The following is a 14460-nucleotide window of genomic DNA, read 5'->3' as shown; positions in this document are numbered from 1 at the left end:
CACGGGTCTGTGAGGATCAAAAACGATCAGCCGCGTTTGGCTTGATCTTTGATCGGTGCCCAGAGGCGTTTGTTGGTCAGATACAGCAGCGACGCCAGCAACGTCAGGAAAATGACGCCAATCAGGCCCCACATCTTGCGCTCGGTCTGGCGCGGCTCGGCGGCCCACATCAGGAAGGCAGCGACGTCTTGTGCCATCTGCTCTTCGGTGGCTTGGGTGCCATCCGAATATTCCACGAGGTCGTCAAACAGCTGCGGTGCCATCGACACGTTGCCGCCAAAGGCTTCGTTGTAATAGAATACCGCGCCACCTTGCTCGGATTCCTCGCCGTTGAAGCCCATCAGGAACGACGCGATATATTCCGCGCCGCCCATTCCGCGCAGCAACTGGTTGATGCCCAGCCCGTAGGGGCCGTGGAAGCCGGCGCGCGCCTTGGCCATCAGGCTCAGGTCGGGTGCGGTTTCCATGGACGAGCCCGGGAAGTGGTCAGGCGTGCCGGCAGCACGATAACCACCGTCGCCGTCATCGACTTCGAAGGTTGCAGCATAGGTCCGCACCGTTTCGGCATCGAGACCCAGGCCGGTCTCATCCGCCAGCGTGCGGAAGGCCACCAGTTCCAGACCGTGACAGGCCGAGCACACCTCGGTGTAGACCTGCAAGCCACGCTGAAGCTGTGCCCGGTCGTAGGTGCCGAATGGCCCCTCGAACGAGAACGCATAGTCGGTGATGTGCCCGCCTGATCCCGCGGCCAACGCCGGAGCGGCGCCGCCAAGGGTCAAAGCCATCAGGGCCGAAAGGGCAAGTTTCCTGATCATAATATCACTCTCTTCCTTTCGCTCACTGACCGGGGATCTGCTCAGGGGCGACTTTGCCCTTGGCAGCCTTGGCTTTTACAGTGGCTTTGAAGTCTGCTTCGATGGTTGCCGGTGGCGCTGTCGGACGTTCCAGCACGCCAAGCAGCGGCAGGATGACCAGGAAGTAGGCAAACCAATACGCCGAACCGATCAAGGAGATCGTCGAATACGGCGGCTCGGCTGGCATGGCGCCGGCCCACATCAGGACGACGAAATCCACGACCAGAAGCCAGAAATACCACTTGAACATCGGACGGTTGCGACCCGAACGCACCGACGAGGTATCCAGCCACGGGGTCAGGGCCATGACGGCAATTGCGCCGAACATCGCCAGAACGCCGAAGAACTTGGCGTCGATGATCCCGAAGGACAGCCAGTTCGCCGCGATCACCACCCAAACGTCAGCGGTGAAGGCGCGCAGGATCGCGTAGAACGGCAAGAAGTACCATTCCGGAACGATATGCGCGGGCGTCACCAGCGGGTCCGCCATGCGGTAGTTGTCCGGGTGGCCCAGGAAGTTCGGCATGAAGCCGACGATGGCCCAGAACACCAGCAGCACCAGAACCAGCGCGAACAGGTCCTTGATCACGAAATAGGGCCAGAAGGGCAGGGTGTCTTTCTCGACTTCTTCCTTGGACCCGCGACGCACCTCGACACCCGTCGGGTTGTTGTTGCCGGTGGTGTGGAACGCCCAGATGTGCACGATCACCAGGGCCGCAATCACGAACGGCAGCAGATAGTGCAACGAGAAGAAACGTGTCAGCGTCGGGCTGCCCACTGCGGGCCCGCCCAGCAGCCAGGTCTGGATCGGCTCGCCAATGCCCGGGATTGCGCCGAACAGGCCGGTGATCACCGTGGCACCCCAGAACGACATCTGACCCCAAGGCAGAACATAGCCCATGAAGCCGGTCGCCATCATCGCCAGATAGATCAACATGCCGATGATCCAGGTCACTTCACGCGGGGCTTTGTACGAGCCGTAATAGAGGCCGCGGAAGATGTGGATATAGACCGCAAAGAAGAACAGCGACGCGCCGTTCATGTGCAGATAGCGCAGCATATAGCCGCCGTTCACGTTGCGCATGATATGCTCGACGGAATTGAACGCCATATCGGCGTGCGGCGTGAAATGCATCACCAGCACGATGCCGGTAACAATCTGCAACACAAGGCAAAAAGCGAGGACGATGCCCCAGATCCACCACCAGTTCAGGTTCTTGGGGGTGGGGATCATCAGGGTGCCGTAAAGAAGCCCTACGATCGGCAGGCGGCGGTCAAGCCACTTTTCAATGCCAGTCTTGGGCTCGTAATGGTCGTGGGGAATGCCGGACATGCCTCGTCTCCCTTAGCCGAGCTGAATGGTGGATTCGTCGACGAAGCTGACGACGGGAATGTGCAGGTTCTGCGGTGCAGGACCCCGGCGAATACGGCCAGCGGTATCATAGTGCGAGCCGTGGCATGGGCAGAACCAACCGCCGAAATCACCCGCCCCATCACCCAGCGGCACGCAGCCAAGGTGCGTGCAAACGCCTGTCATGATGAGCCACTCGCCGGATTCGTCGGTTGCGCGGTTTTCATCCGAAGCGTCGGTGTTCGGCTTGTTCGGGTTTTCCGAATTCTGATCCATCAGATCTTCGAGCGGCACAGCGCGCGCAGCCTCGATCTCTTCTTCGGTGCGGCGGCGAATAAACACCGGCTTGCCCAAGAAGTTGACGGTCAACTGCGTGCCAACCGCCACGCCACTGATGTCGACGAAAATCGAAGACAGGGCTTGCACGTCAGCCGAGGGATTCATCTGGTTCACCAGTGGCCAGACGGCGGCCCCGGTTGTGACTACGCCAGCGCCTGCGGTCGCGTAGTACAGAAAATCTCGGCGAGTGCCTGCGTTGTCGTCTGCGTGGGACACGAGCATTCTCCATTTCAAGGTCACGGGTTCGGCGGATACGCCAAAACGAGCCACAGTAAACTGTAGCCTCCAAGGCGGTTGTTTAACGGCGATTTGAACTTCCGTCCAGCCGCGAAAAGGAGGAAATATGCCACACTTGGGGCATTTAGCGGTGGCGAAGCGCCGCGATCAGCGCGGAGATACAGCGTGAACCGGCTTCTGACCCAAGCGTCCCCAGCGCCACAGCGCCGAAAAACAGATCTTTACGGGAAAATTCGCGCGTGTTCGCCAACGAACGCCGAAACGGCGCGTGCACTGCGCCAAAGTCAACGCAAGAACAGGTTGATTCCCCTGCCATCCGGCCTCGTGTCACGACAGTCTGTTGCGAAACGAGGCCGATGTGCCGTGTGCCGTCAGGTCAGCCCGGAAGGGTGGCCTGCATGGAGGGCCGTTGCACGAAATCCGCATACCAGGCCGCCAGAGTCGGGGCTTGCGCACGCCAATTGCGATCTGCAAAGCGGAAATCGAGATAACCCAACGCGCAGCCCACGGCGATTTGTCCCATATCCAGCGGGCCCGCCAAATGCGCCATCCAGCGCGATTCCAGCGCATCGAGCGCGCGTGAGATCTTGGCCCACTGGCCCTCGATCCAAGCCGTGGACTGCTTCTCTGGTGCGCGCAGCGCCGTTTCATACCGCATCAGGATCGCCGCATCGACGATTCCATCTGCGGTTGCTTCGAGGGTCAGAACCTCCCACAGACGTGGGCCGTCCGGGTAGAAGGCCGGGCTGCCGGCGGGAACCTGCGTTGCCAGAAAGCGAGTGATGACGCGGCTGTCGTACAATGTGCAGCCGTCGGGGCGCTCCAGCGCCGGGATTTTACCCAGGGGATTCGCGCCGAGTGGCATGGTTCCGGGGTCAACCGGAGACCCGGTGGCGGGGGCCAGCCTGACGGTGTCTTTTTGCCCGGCTTCATCGAGGAGAACCACGATCTTGCGAACGAATGGCGAGGCGGGACTGTGATGCAGAACCATCATGTGCGGGGCCCTTTCTGGCAGTGCGAAGATTCATGGGTACGCTAGCACGTTGCCAATTGGTGTCCATTCCTGTTCGCATGACACTGAGTGCTTGAAGCTTGGGGGGCGGGGCCATTACGGTGCGCGCATGGCAAAACCGAGACCACGCAAAAACAAGAAACCGCGGCTGATGGACCGGATCGCCGCCGGTCTGCGGCGGCTGTTTCGCTGGCTGATGCTGGCGCTTGCGGGCGTCGTGGTGCTGCTGCTCGCCTGGATTGCGCTCTATCGATTCGTCGATCCGCCGGGGGGCATCTATATGTGGCAAGAGCAATGGCGGTTGGGGTCGATCCAGTATGAATGGGTCGATATGGAGGCCATCGCACCGGCAATGGCGCAATCCGTGGTCGCCGCCGAGGACGTGAATTTCTGCCGCCATTGGGGGTTCGATGTGGCCGCAATTCGCATCGCCTTGGCCGAGGGGGCCGGGCGGGGTGCCTCGACGATCAGCCAGCAGGTCGTGAAAAACGTGTTCCTGTGGCAAGGGCGCAGTTGGCTACGCAAGGCGCTGGAAGCGGTGATCACCCCGGTGATGGAGGTGATGTGGTCCAAGCGGCGCATCCTTGAGGTTTATCTGAACATCGCCGAGTTCGGAGAAGGCGTTTTCGGGGTGCAGGCGGCGGCGCAACATCACTTCAACCGCGATGCGGGAGCGTTGACTGCGCGGCAAGCGGCTTTGCTGGCGGCGGTGCTGCCCGCGCCACAATCGCGCGACGCGGGTGATCCGTCAGGGCGGTTGGTGCGCCGCGCAAATGCGATTCTGGACGGCGCTGCGACGATATCACGCGATGATCGCGCGGCTTGTTTCGCACGTTAACGGTTTGGACGGTTGAACTTTGATCGCGCCCGGTGCAAAGCAAGGGCTGTAACTTGATCGCGCGCACCGCCAACACTGCAGAGTCTCATGCTCAGCCTTTTCCACGTTCCCCTCTCGCCCTTTTGTCGCAAAGTCCGCCTGACGCTTGCCGAAAAACGGCTGGAAGTCGAGCTGATCGACGAGCGCTATTGGGAGGCTGGCACGGAATTCCTGCGCCGCAATCCGGCGGGGAAAGTGCCGATTCTGCGCTATGAAGGGCGCATGCTGGCGGAAAGCCAGGCGATTTGTGAGTTCCTCGATGAGGTTCACCCCGAGCCGCCCTTGATCCCCAAGGATCCGTCGAGCCGCTATGAAGTGCGCCGTTTGTGCGCCTGGTTCGACGATACGTTTCACTCGGAAGTGACGGCAAACCTGCTGTATGAGCGGGTGACCAAGAAAATCATGGGGCGCGGCTATCCGGATTCGCAAAAGGTGAAAACCGGATCATCGCGGATCAAATATCACCTCGATTACATGAGCTGGCTGTTGGAGCATCGCCGCTGGCTGGCGGGCAATGCGATGACGCTGGCCGATTTCACGGCGGCGGCGCATCTGTCCTGTCTCGATTACATCAACGACGTCGATTGGGAGCGCGCGCCAGCGGTGAAATCCTGGTACGCGACGATCAAATCCCGCCCGGCGTTCCGGTCGCTGCTGTCGGACCAAGTGCCCGGGTTTCCACCGCCCCGGCGCTATGCCGACCTTGATTTCTGAGGTTTGAGGGGGCGCGTTTCTCGGCCCCATCGAGGGGCCTCGCCCCGCCGGGAGGTTTCACCTCCCACGGCCTGCGGCCTCCCACCAGGATATTTTTGGAACAAAGAGGACAGGCATGATGGACGGTGTCGCGCTGAAAGCCCTGGTTGTCGAGCAGGCTTTGGCCGAAGGGTTTTCGGCGGCGCGGGTGACGCGGCCGGACGCCATTCCCGAGTCGGCGGGGCGGTTGGCGGCTTATGTCGACGCGGGGCGGCATGGGCAGATGGCGTGGATGGCCGAGCGCATGGCGTGGCGTGGCAACCCTGCGGCGCTGTGGCCCGAGGCGAAGTCGGTGATCATGTTGGCGGAGGTGTATTCGCCCGAGCATGACCCGCGCGATGTTCTGGGGCAGCCCGAAAAAGGGGCGATTTCGGTTTATGCGCAGAATCGCGATTACCATGACATCGTGAAAAAGCGCCTGAAGCGGTTGGGGCGTTGGCTGATCGAGGAGGCGGGCGGCGAAATCAAGGTGTTCGTGGATACCGCTCCGGTGATGGAAAAACCTCTGGCGGCGGCGGCGGGTCTGGGCTGGCAGGGCAAGCACACCAATGTTTTGAGCCGTGAGTTGGGAAGCTGGTTTTTCCTCGGCGCAATTTTCACCACGCTGGAGATGCCAGTCGATGCGCCCGCGGTCGAGAACTGCGGCAGTTGCAGGGCCTGTCTGGATGCCTGTCCGACCGATGCCTTTCCCGCGCCCTTTCAACTGGATGCGCGGCGTTGCATTTCCTATCTGACCATTGAGCACAAGGGGGAGATCGACCCTGAATTGCGGGTGTTGATGGGGAACCATATTTATGGCTGCGATGATTGTCTTGCGGCCTGTCCGTGGAACAAGTTTGCCGCCACGGCGTCAGAGGTGAAATATGCCGCGCGCCCGGATCTGGTGGCGCCGGATCTGGCGGAGTTGGTCGGCCTTGATGATGCGGCGTTTCGCGAGAGGTTTTCGGGCTCGCCGGTCAAGCGGATCGGGCGCGATCGGTTCGTGCGCAATGTGTTGTATGCCATTGGCAACTCGGGTCTTTCCGGTCTGGCCTCGGCCGCACGACCCTTGGTGCACGACCCCGACCCGGTGGTTGCCGAGGCCGCCCGGTGGGCGCTGTCACGCTTGTAACAGGGCCATGGCCTCGGGCCAGGCCTGCGGATCGCTGAGGGTCTTGTCGCGGCAGAACGGGTTGCAGAAACCCAACACCTGATCGTTGACCCGCAGGAAATCGGTGACGGGCAAGCCGGAATAGGGGCAGGCCGCGTTGATCGACGGCCCGTCGCAACGATCCGCGGGCAAGGGCGCGGGGCCGGGCCAGACGCGGGTTGGTCCGTCGCGCTGGTAAACGGGTTGATCGGCCCCGTCATGCAGGCTCATGGCGCGCCAGCGGCGAAACCGGGGGTGCGCAAGATGCGCTGCGACATAGGCGGCGGCAGCCTTTGACACCGGTAAATTGTATCCCGCGATGCGGGCCGCCACCGGGGCGAAAAAACGCATCCGCCGCGCAATACGCGCCGCAAAGCCAAGGCCCGGTGCTGCCAGTTTCCGCGCGCGCCCAAGCCCAGAGGGTTTCGAGCCGCGCCAAGTCTTCGAGCACGGCTGGCGGGGGCTCGCAGGTCTGGTAGCTGACACGGAGATTCATCGGGCAATGGCTGCGCAGCGCGGTGAAGGACGAATGCATCTCGGCCGCCAGTGCGCGGGCGATGGCCCGGGCTTTGGGGTCCGAGGGCCAGAGGCCGGCCTCTGGATGCCGGGTCGCCAATTCTTCGGCAATGGCGAGACTGTCACTGACCACCACGCCTTCGGGCAGGCGCAGGGCGGGCACAGTGCGGGCCGGAAAGAACTGCGCCAAGGTCTCGGCAAAGGCGGGTTCATAGAAGCGGACGCGGGTGAGTTTTGCGGCAAGACCGAACGCGTCGAACAAAAGCCAGCCCCGCAGCGACCAACTGGAATATGCGCGATCGCCGATGACGAGGTCGTAGGTCATGTATTCCCCCTGATGTTTCGGTGACCTTGCCGCAATTCACGCCAACTGACCAATCAGCATTTGTGGGCGAATCCATCGAAAACAGACATGAAAAGTGAACCATTTCGCGTCTCAGCCGTAGGAAAGGAAACAGCGGAGAAACAACATGGCCTTCGATACCCCTGAATCGCGCCACTTCACGCGAACCATGATGCGGGCGGAAATGCTGGATGCGGAAACGGAACGGGCGTTGGCGATTGCCTGGCGCGACCACCGGGACGAGGCCGCGCTGCATCGGTTGATCACCGCCTATATGCGGTTGGCGATCTCGATGGCGTCGAAATTTCGCAAATACGGCGCGCCGCTGGGCGATCTGATCCAAGAGGCGAGCCTTGGGCTGATGAAGGCCGCCGAAAAATTCGATCCGGATCGCGGTGTGAGATTCTCGACTTACGCGATGTGGTGGATCAAGGCCTCGATTCAGGATCATGTGATGCGCAATTGGTCGATGGTGCGCACCGGCTCGACCAGCAGCCAGAAGGCGTTGTTTTTCAATCTGCGGCGGGTCGAGGCGCAATTGCGGCGCGAAGCGGGTGACATGGGCGAGCGCCTGGATGAGCATCAGCTTCGCGAGCGGGTTGCGCAGCAGATCGGGGTGTCGGTCGCGGAAGTCGAGATGATGAGTGGGCGATTGTCGGGTGGGGACATGTCGTTGAATGCGCGGCAATCGGGCGAGGATGAGGGGCGCGAGTGGGTCGAGACGCTGGCGGATGACGCGCCGGGGGCCGAGGAAACCGTGGCGGCGAAACATGATCAGCTTGCGTTGCAGGGCTGGCTGGCGGAGGCGCTGGACAGTTTGACCGACCGTGAACGCCTGATCGTGACCGCGCGCAAGATGTCTGATGCGCCGCGCACGCTGGAGGCGCTGGGCGGCGAGTTGCGGTTGTCGAAGGAACGTGTGCGCCAGATCGAGGCCGCAGCGCTTGAGAAGATGCGCCACCGTCTTGAGCGGCAGGGCGCGGGGGTTCAGGCCTTGTTGGCCTGAACGGGCGTGCGGATCTGGTGCCGCGTGGGCCCATTCGGCTGACATGATGGCGGCAAAACAAAGACCGGCGACACACCTTGAGTGAAGCCGAAACTCAGGGGCATCGAGCCCCTTCGGTTCGGCGCGTTCCGCGCAGGGGGTTTCACCCCCTCTTGGCCGTTGGCCAATTCACCCCGACCATGCGCGTATCAGATCCGCATCCGCGGCACGTCATGCGGGTCGAGCCGCAGCTCGATCAGGATCGGGCCTTTGCGTGTTTCCAGCGCGGTGAGCGCGGTTTCCAGCTCTGCCATTGAGCGTACCTCAAGCCCTTGCCCCCCCAGCGAGATGGCGATCTCGGCGAAGGACGGCCAGTGGAAGACGGTGAGGCTGGGGTCCATTTGCCGGTCGAGAAACTGGATATGTTCGGCACCATAGGCGGAATCGTTGGCGACGATGACGATGAGGTCCAGCCCCAGACGCACGGCGGTATTGAATTCATTGATCCCGCCCATCATGAAGCCGCCGTCACCGCTGAACACCACCACCGGCCTGCCGGGTGCTGCCAGTCCGGCACCGATGGCTTCGGGCAGACCCAGCCCGATGGAGCCGAAATTCGCTGTGACAACAAAGCTCTGCGGGTCTGGTGCGGAAATCCGGCACCAGACTTCGGTCATGAACCGGCCGCCATCGGTGACCAGAACCCGGTCTTTTGGCAGCGCCGCCTCAAGACGTTCAAGCGCCTGAACATAATTCACATAACCCTCGGCGCTTTTGTCCGGCCCCGTGGGGTGCGCGGTGAGGACGTCGATATTCAGCTCGCGGGTGAAGCCGCTGGGTGCGATTTCGGCCTCGTCGAGCCAATACAGGATGGTCTCGGCGGTCAGGCCCGCATCGGCGACGAGGGCTGCGTCCGGGTGCAGCCCGCCGCCAATCGCGGTTGGTTCGATGTCCACCTGAATGATGCGCTTGTCCTTCATCAGCTTGCCGCGATCGGTGGTGAAATCGTGCAACCCGGTCCCGAAGCAGACAATGCAATCAGACTGGGCGATCAGGTCATAGGCGGCAGGCGTCGAGAGGGTGCCGAATATGTCGATGTTATAGGGGTGGTCGTTGAACAGACCCTTGGCCTTCAGCGTCGTGGCCAGCGGAGCCTCGAGCCGGTCGGCGAGTGTGATCAACTGCGCGCGCGCTGCAACCGCGCCGCCCCCCGCCAGAATTAACGGACGGCGCGCCGAGGCAATCATGCCGATTGCCTGATCGAGAATGTCGCCCTGGGCCACGCCTCCGGGTGCGGTGAACACATCGAGGACCTTGTGCGCGTGGCTTGCCTCTTGCCACATGAAATCGGCGGGCATGTTCAGGACAATCGGCCGGCGTTCCACCTGTGCGCGGTAAAACGCCCGCGCCACGTCCATGCCGACGGTATCGGGCGCGCGCAATTGCTCGAAACCCGCACCCGTCGCCTTGACCACCTCGCGCTGGTCGATTCCTTGCAGGTGGCGCGGGTTTGACACGGGCGTATCCCCAGCCAGCAGGACCATCGGAATATGCCCGCGCACGCCCTCGGTCAGGGCCGTCATGCAATTGGTCAGGGCCGGGCCATGGGTGACCGTGGCAACGCCCACTTTTCCGGCGACATGCGCGTAAGCCAGCGCCATCAGCACCGAGCTGCCCTCATGCGCGGAGGGGATGAAGCGCCCGCCACAATCGCGAACGAAGCTGTCGACCATAAAGAGGTTGGCGTCGCCCATCAGGCCGAACATCGTCTCGACCCCGTGGTCGCGGACGGCCCGGGCGATGGATTGGTAAACGTGGATCGTATCGGTCATTGAGGCTTGCTCCTGTCGCGCTTTTCTTCTGATAGACGAAAACGCGGGCAAATTAAGCACATTCCGCAAGGGTGTTGCGACAAACTCGGCACGGGTTCCATCGAGGTCAGCGCGATTCGGGATTTGCGGGGTTTTGGGAGGGTGTAGTGACCTGCCCAACCTGTTGCGACGCGGCCCGCCTTGCGCTGAGGATCGGCCAGGGTATGTCGCCGGAAAGCGCCGGGCGATACGCCCACAGGAACAGCGCCCAACCGAGCATCCAGAGGAGGGCGGAAGCGGTAATTCCGTCGAACCCTGGTCCGGTCACGCGCGGCGACGCCACGCGCAGGAGTGCCGCCGACCAGACAAGGCCGAATGCCGCGCCCAGGCCACCGCCGACGATCAGCAGGTTGCCCCGGCGCGCCATTGCCGCCCGCCCCGCGATGGCGATGATCATGCTCCCCATCGCGCCCATGGTCAGCGCGTGCAGGGCGGTGCCTTGCGCCAGCACATCGGGGCGCAAGGTGGCGAGGCCCAGCAGGATCAATCCGACGGGCAGCCAGACCCACGCGAGATGCAACACCAACAGCGCGGGGTAGTGCCGAGACTGCCAACTGTACCAACCCAGAAGCCGAGCAAGCTGCACAACACCGGCAATCAACAGGCACAGGCCCGCCGCGAGGGTGTGGTTGGCCAGTGTCAAACCAGCCCCCAGCAGCGTTGCGATCAGCGCGAGTGGCGACAAGACCGGCCATTTGCGCGGCCTGAGCCTTGAGGATGTGTGCTGCATCCAGCTGGCGGTGAAAGCTGGCACAGCGCGGCCGCCGATGACGCCAATCAGGGCCGCAAAGAGGAACACCATCGCCAGCGGGGCTCTGGTGGCCCAAGGTTCGCCGACGCCACCGCACAGCGAAACAGCGTCGCCCAGCGCCAAGCCGAGCACGGCCACCACGGACCAGAGTTTCGAAAAAACCCGCGCGGCGATCAACCCGCGTGCCAGGATCACGGCGAGAAGGCCGAAGAATGCGAGGCTTGGCAGCAGGTGCAGCGCGTCGGGCAAACCGGGTATGGCAAGCCCTGCAAGCTGTGCTGCGGCCCAAAGCAGGGTCAGCGCCCTGACGGCCTGAGGCGAGGTCGGCGGTGAGCCCGTCCAGCTTGGCAGCGCGGTCAGCAGATACCCGCCGACCGCTGCCCCGCCCATGCCGAACAGCAGTGCGCGCAGATGCCAGGCCACGGGATCGACGATCATCCCCTCTGGCCAGAGCCAGACCGTCGGGGCAATCAGCGCCCAAAGCCCTGCGCAGAAAAACAGCGGGCGGTGTGGCGCGCGCCAGAGCGGATGAGAGGCGCCAAACAGAGCCAGTAGCTTGCGCACCGGGCGTCAGGCGGCGGCGTGCTCGAATCGCGGGAACAACACGGTGTTCTCCAGATGGATATGCGCCACCAGATCATCGGCAAATTTGCGCACCCCGGTATACAGCGCCGTCCACGATCCACAGGCCCCCGCTGGCAAGGTCAGCCCGTTTGTGACGTGTTCGATCTTGACGAGCAGTTCCGTGGCCTCGTCATGCTCGTGGCGCATCTGGGTGATGGGGTGCACGATCATCGGATGACCGCCGCGCAGCATCAGCGGGAACAGCACGGCCTCTTCCTTGGCCATATGGTCATCGAGTTCATCCTTGAGCGCAATCAAGGCTTCGGCCAGCCCAAGGGGCGCGTTTTCCTTGGCACCGTGCACGCGCTCGACCTTTTGCGACAGCGGGATCAGAAAGTCCAGTTCGGTGCGGTGGGTCTCGTGATAGCGGCTCAGGATATAGGCGATCAGGTCGGCCGTGCTCTCGGGCGCTTCACGGCCTGCGGCATCGGACAGCGCCTGCAAATCCGTCAGCAAACGGTCGGGGAGAAGCCCGGCATTCAGCGCCGCCTCGGACAGGGCAACCGTGCCGCCACAGCAAAAGCTGATGCCTTTCGCGCGGAACAATTCTGCGGCGCCGGGGAGTTCGGCGGCAATCGTTCCGACCGTCATATCGTGGGAAAGCGGGGTCATTTCAGGGGTCCTTTCAGCGGGAAGTATCGGGGTCCGGGGTGGCCCAGGCGGTGGCCTGTGGCGGCGCAAGACGCAGCAAATCCACCGCGCGGGCGGCGATTTGCCGGGCGATGTCGAGCGTGGTTTGCGGATTCAGGTAAAAGGCCGGCACGGGGGGCAGGATGGTGCCGCCCATCTCGGTTGCGGCGGTCATGTTGCGCAGATGGGCCAGCGTGAGCGGAGCCTCTCGTGCCAGCAGGATCAGCGGGCGGCGTTCCTTCAGCTGCACGCCCGCCGCGCGGGTCAGCAGGTTGTCGTCAAGCCCGTGGGCAATCGCCGCAAGGCTGCGCATCGAGCAGGGGGCGACGATCATCCCGGCCACCGGATACGAGCCCGAGGCAATGCTGGCCCCCAGATCGCGGATCGGGTGGATGTGGGTGACAAGGGCCTCCAACTCGGCCTGTGCCTCGGGGCCGATTTCCAAGAGCAAGGTTCGCTCGGCCATCGGCGACAAGGTCAGGTCGATTGCCACGTCAAGGCGCGCCAGAATGCGCGCGCATTCCAAGGCAAGGATCGCCCCCGACGCGCCCGAAACCCCAAGGATCACCCGCGCGCTCATGGTGTCACCGGCGCGAGGCGGGCCAGAAGGTCTGCGGCAAAGGCCTCGTCCCTGGGGTCGAGCGCCATGACTTGCCCCCAGTCGCGCGTCGTTTCCGCGCCGATCTTGGTGGTCGCGTCAATGCCGAGCTTGCCCGCCAACCCTTCACGCGGGCTGGCGAAATCGAGGTAATCCATCGGCGTGTTGTCGAGCACCATCACGTCGCGCGCCGGGTCCATGCGCGTGGCCAGCGCCCAGGCGATGTCATCCCAATTGCGCGCGTCGATGTCGGCATCGACGACAATCACCATCTTGGTGTAACTGAACTGCGCCAGCATCCCCCACAGCGCCATCATCACCCGGCGCGCCTGGCCCGGATAGCGTTTGTCGATGCTGACCACGGCCATGCGATAGGAACAGGCGGCGGGCGGCAGCCAGACGTCGCGCACCTCGGGGATTTGCGCGCGGATCACCGGCAGGGCCAGATCGTTGAACACCTCACCGATGACCGAGGGTTCATCCGGCGGGCGGCCGGTGACGGTGGACAGATAGAGCGGGTCGCGGCGATGGGTGATGGCGGAAATGCGCATCACCGGGAAGGGCTCGACCGAATTGTAATAGCCGGTGTGGTCGCCAAAGGGGCCTTCGGGCGCGGTGTCATCGGGGTGCACCCAGCCTTCGAGCATGATTTCGGCGTTGGCGGGCACCATCAGCGGCACAGTGCGGGCGGGGACCAATTCGGCACGCGCGCCGCGCAACACGCCGGAAAAGGTGATCTCGGACACGGTTTCGGGCAGCGGCAGCGCGGCGGAGAGAAGTGTCGCGGGGTCCGCGCCCAGTGCAATCGCCACCGGCATCGGCTCACCGGCGCGCGCCCATGTGCGGGCATGGGCCGCCCCGCCGCGATGCGCCAGCCAGCGCAGGATCAGACGGTCCGGCCCCAGCACCTGCGCGCGGTATACACCCAGATTATAGCGCGCAAGCTGCGCCGGGGTGCTGTCATGCGGGCGCGTCACCACCACCGGCCAGGTGATCAGCGGCCCGGCATCGCCCGGCCAGGGCGTTTGCACGGGCAAGCGGGTCAGGTCGGGCTCGGCGGTGACCTGCTGCACCACGGCGTTGCGCGCAACATGGGGCCGGGTCAACAAGGCGGCGCGCAGCATCGGCCAGCGCGACATGGCATCGCGCATCCCCTCCACCGGGGCCGGGCTGCGCAATGAGGCCAGAAATTCGCCGAATTCGGGGATCTGTGCACGGGTCAGGCCGAGACCGGCGGCGACCCGGTCTTGTGTTCCGAACAGATTGGCCACCACCGGCATTGCCGCCCTTGTGCCGTCCGGCTGCGTCGCCGCGTCAAACCGCAGCACCGGGCCGTTGCGGCGCAGGGCGGCCTGTTGCACCGCTGTCATCTGATGGCGCAGCGCCACAGGATCGCCGATACGCAGCAGATCGCCCTGCTGCTCCACCCACGCCAGAAAGGCGCGCAAATCTGCGAAGGCGGGCAAGGAACGAATAGGGGCCTCCATCGGCGGTGCAGCGGCGTGTTTGCGACCGATAGCAGTCCGGAAATGGATATGACTTGATATAGATCAATCCCGACGACGCAGCGGTCTTCTAGTCTGCCGCCAT

General features: G+C 63.5%; 13 protein-coding genes and 1 pseudogene. 4 read left to right on the top strand and 10 right to left on the bottom strand.

The genetic code is table 11. The features are described 5' to 3' along the window. Positions 1–26: 26 nt before the first annotated feature. The 4 genes from VDQ28_RS20990 to VDQ28_RS20975 all read right to left on the bottom strand — a co-directional run bounded on the left by VDQ28_RS20990 (position 27) and on the right by VDQ28_RS20975 (position 3772). Positions 27–815 carry a cytochrome c1 gene (locus tag VDQ28_RS20990; protein ID WP_323037786.1) on the bottom strand — a complete coding sequence of 263 codons (789 nt, stop codon included), beginning with the start codon at positions 813–815 and terminating at the stop codon, positions 27–29. A gap of 22 nt (positions 816–837) precedes the next feature. After that, the gene (gene petB / locus VDQ28_RS20985) at positions 838–2187 is read right to left on the bottom strand and encodes a cytochrome b (protein WP_323037785.1); all 1350 of its coding nucleotides are present in this window, start codon (positions 2185–2187) and stop codon (positions 838–840) included. Positions 2188–2199: 12 nt separating this feature from the next. Beyond that, positions 2200–2760, bottom strand: coding sequence for a ubiquinol-cytochrome c reductase iron-sulfur subunit (petA, locus tag VDQ28_RS20980; RefSeq protein ID WP_323038172.1), 561 nt, complete (start codon positions 2758–2760; stop codon positions 2200–2202). Positions 2761–3157: 397 nt separating this feature from the next. After that, positions 3158–3772, bottom strand: a complete 615-nt coding sequence (locus VDQ28_RS20975; protein ID WP_323038171.1) for a glutathione S-transferase family protein — start codon at positions 3770–3772, stop codon at positions 3158–3160. Positions 3773–3944: 172 nt separating this feature from the next. Here VDQ28_RS20975 and mtgA point away from each other — a divergent pair, with 172 nt between their 5' ends. The 3 genes from mtgA to queG all read left to right on the top strand — a co-directional run bounded on the left by mtgA (position 3945) and on the right by queG (position 6534). Next, positions 3945–4631 (top strand): monofunctional biosynthetic peptidoglycan transglycosylase, encoded by a 687-nt coding sequence (gene mtgA / locus VDQ28_RS20970; RefSeq protein WP_323037784.1) that lies wholly within the window; start codon positions 3945–3947, stop codon positions 4629–4631. An 87-nt stretch (positions 4632–4718) separates the two neighbouring features. Further along, on the top strand, positions 4719–5384 hold the full coding sequence (locus VDQ28_RS20965; protein ID WP_323037783.1) for a glutathione S-transferase family protein: 666 nt from the start codon (positions 4719–4721) through the stop codon (positions 5382–5384). Between the two features lie 115 nt (positions 5385–5499). Continuing rightward, on the top strand, positions 5500–6534 hold the full coding sequence (gene queG / locus VDQ28_RS20960; RefSeq protein WP_323037782.1) for a tRNA epoxyqueuosine(34) reductase QueG: 1035 nt from the start codon (positions 5500–5502) through the stop codon (positions 6532–6534). On the opposite strand, the pseudogene VDQ28_RS20955 reads toward queG, so the two are convergent. After that, positions 6523–7393: pseudogene (locus VDQ28_RS20955) on the bottom strand (glutathione S-transferase N-terminal domain-containing protein). The gene queG and the pseudogene VDQ28_RS20955 overlap by 12 nt on opposite strands. Before the next feature lie 145 nt (positions 7394–7538). On the opposite strand from VDQ28_RS20955, the gene VDQ28_RS20950 reads away from it, so the two are divergent. Beyond that, positions 7539–8417: an RNA polymerase factor sigma-32 gene (locus VDQ28_RS20950; RefSeq protein WP_323037781.1), complete on the top strand. Its 879-nt coding sequence runs from the start codon at positions 7539–7541 to the stop codon at positions 8415–8417. A gap of 188 nt (positions 8418–8605) precedes the next feature. Here VDQ28_RS20950 and VDQ28_RS20945 read toward each other — a convergent pair whose 3' ends face one another. The 5 genes from VDQ28_RS20945 to VDQ28_RS20925 all read right to left on the bottom strand — a co-directional run bounded on the left by VDQ28_RS20945 (position 8606) and on the right by VDQ28_RS20925 (position 14345). Then, positions 8606–10228 (bottom strand): thiamine pyrophosphate-binding protein, encoded by a 1623-nt coding sequence (locus tag VDQ28_RS20945; RefSeq protein WP_323037780.1) that lies wholly within the window; start codon positions 10226–10228, stop codon positions 8606–8608. Positions 10229–10334: 106 nt separating this feature from the next. Beyond that, entirely contained in the window at positions 10335–11582 is a 1248-nt protein-coding gene (locus tag VDQ28_RS20940) for an NnrS family protein (RefSeq protein ID WP_323037779.1), read from the bottom strand. A 6-nt stretch (positions 11583–11588) separates the two neighbouring features. Next, on the bottom strand, positions 11589–12254 hold the full coding sequence (gene ric, locus VDQ28_RS20935; RefSeq protein ID WP_323037778.1) for an iron-sulfur cluster repair di-iron protein: 666 nt from the start codon (positions 12252–12254) through the stop codon (positions 11589–11591). Positions 12255–12267: 13 nt separating this feature from the next. Beyond that, positions 12268–12852, bottom strand: a complete 585-nt coding sequence (locus tag VDQ28_RS20930; protein WP_323037777.1) for a UbiX family flavin prenyltransferase — start codon at positions 12850–12852, stop codon at positions 12268–12270. Next, positions 12849–14345 (bottom strand): UbiD family decarboxylase, encoded by a 1497-nt coding sequence (locus tag VDQ28_RS20925; RefSeq protein WP_323038170.1) that lies wholly within the window; start codon positions 14343–14345, stop codon positions 12849–12851. The genes VDQ28_RS20930 and VDQ28_RS20925 overlap by 4 nt, the downstream gene beginning before the upstream one ends. Between the last annotated feature and the right edge of the window lie 115 nt (positions 14346–14460).

Source organism: Pararhodobacter sp. (genome assembly GCF_034676545.1).
In the GTDB taxonomy this organism is placed as follows: domain Bacteria; phylum Pseudomonadota; class Alphaproteobacteria; order Rhodobacterales; family Rhodobacteraceae; genus Pararhodobacter.
The sequence above is the reverse complement of the archived record's forward strand: the minus strand, read 5'-3'. Positions and strand labels throughout refer to the sequence as shown.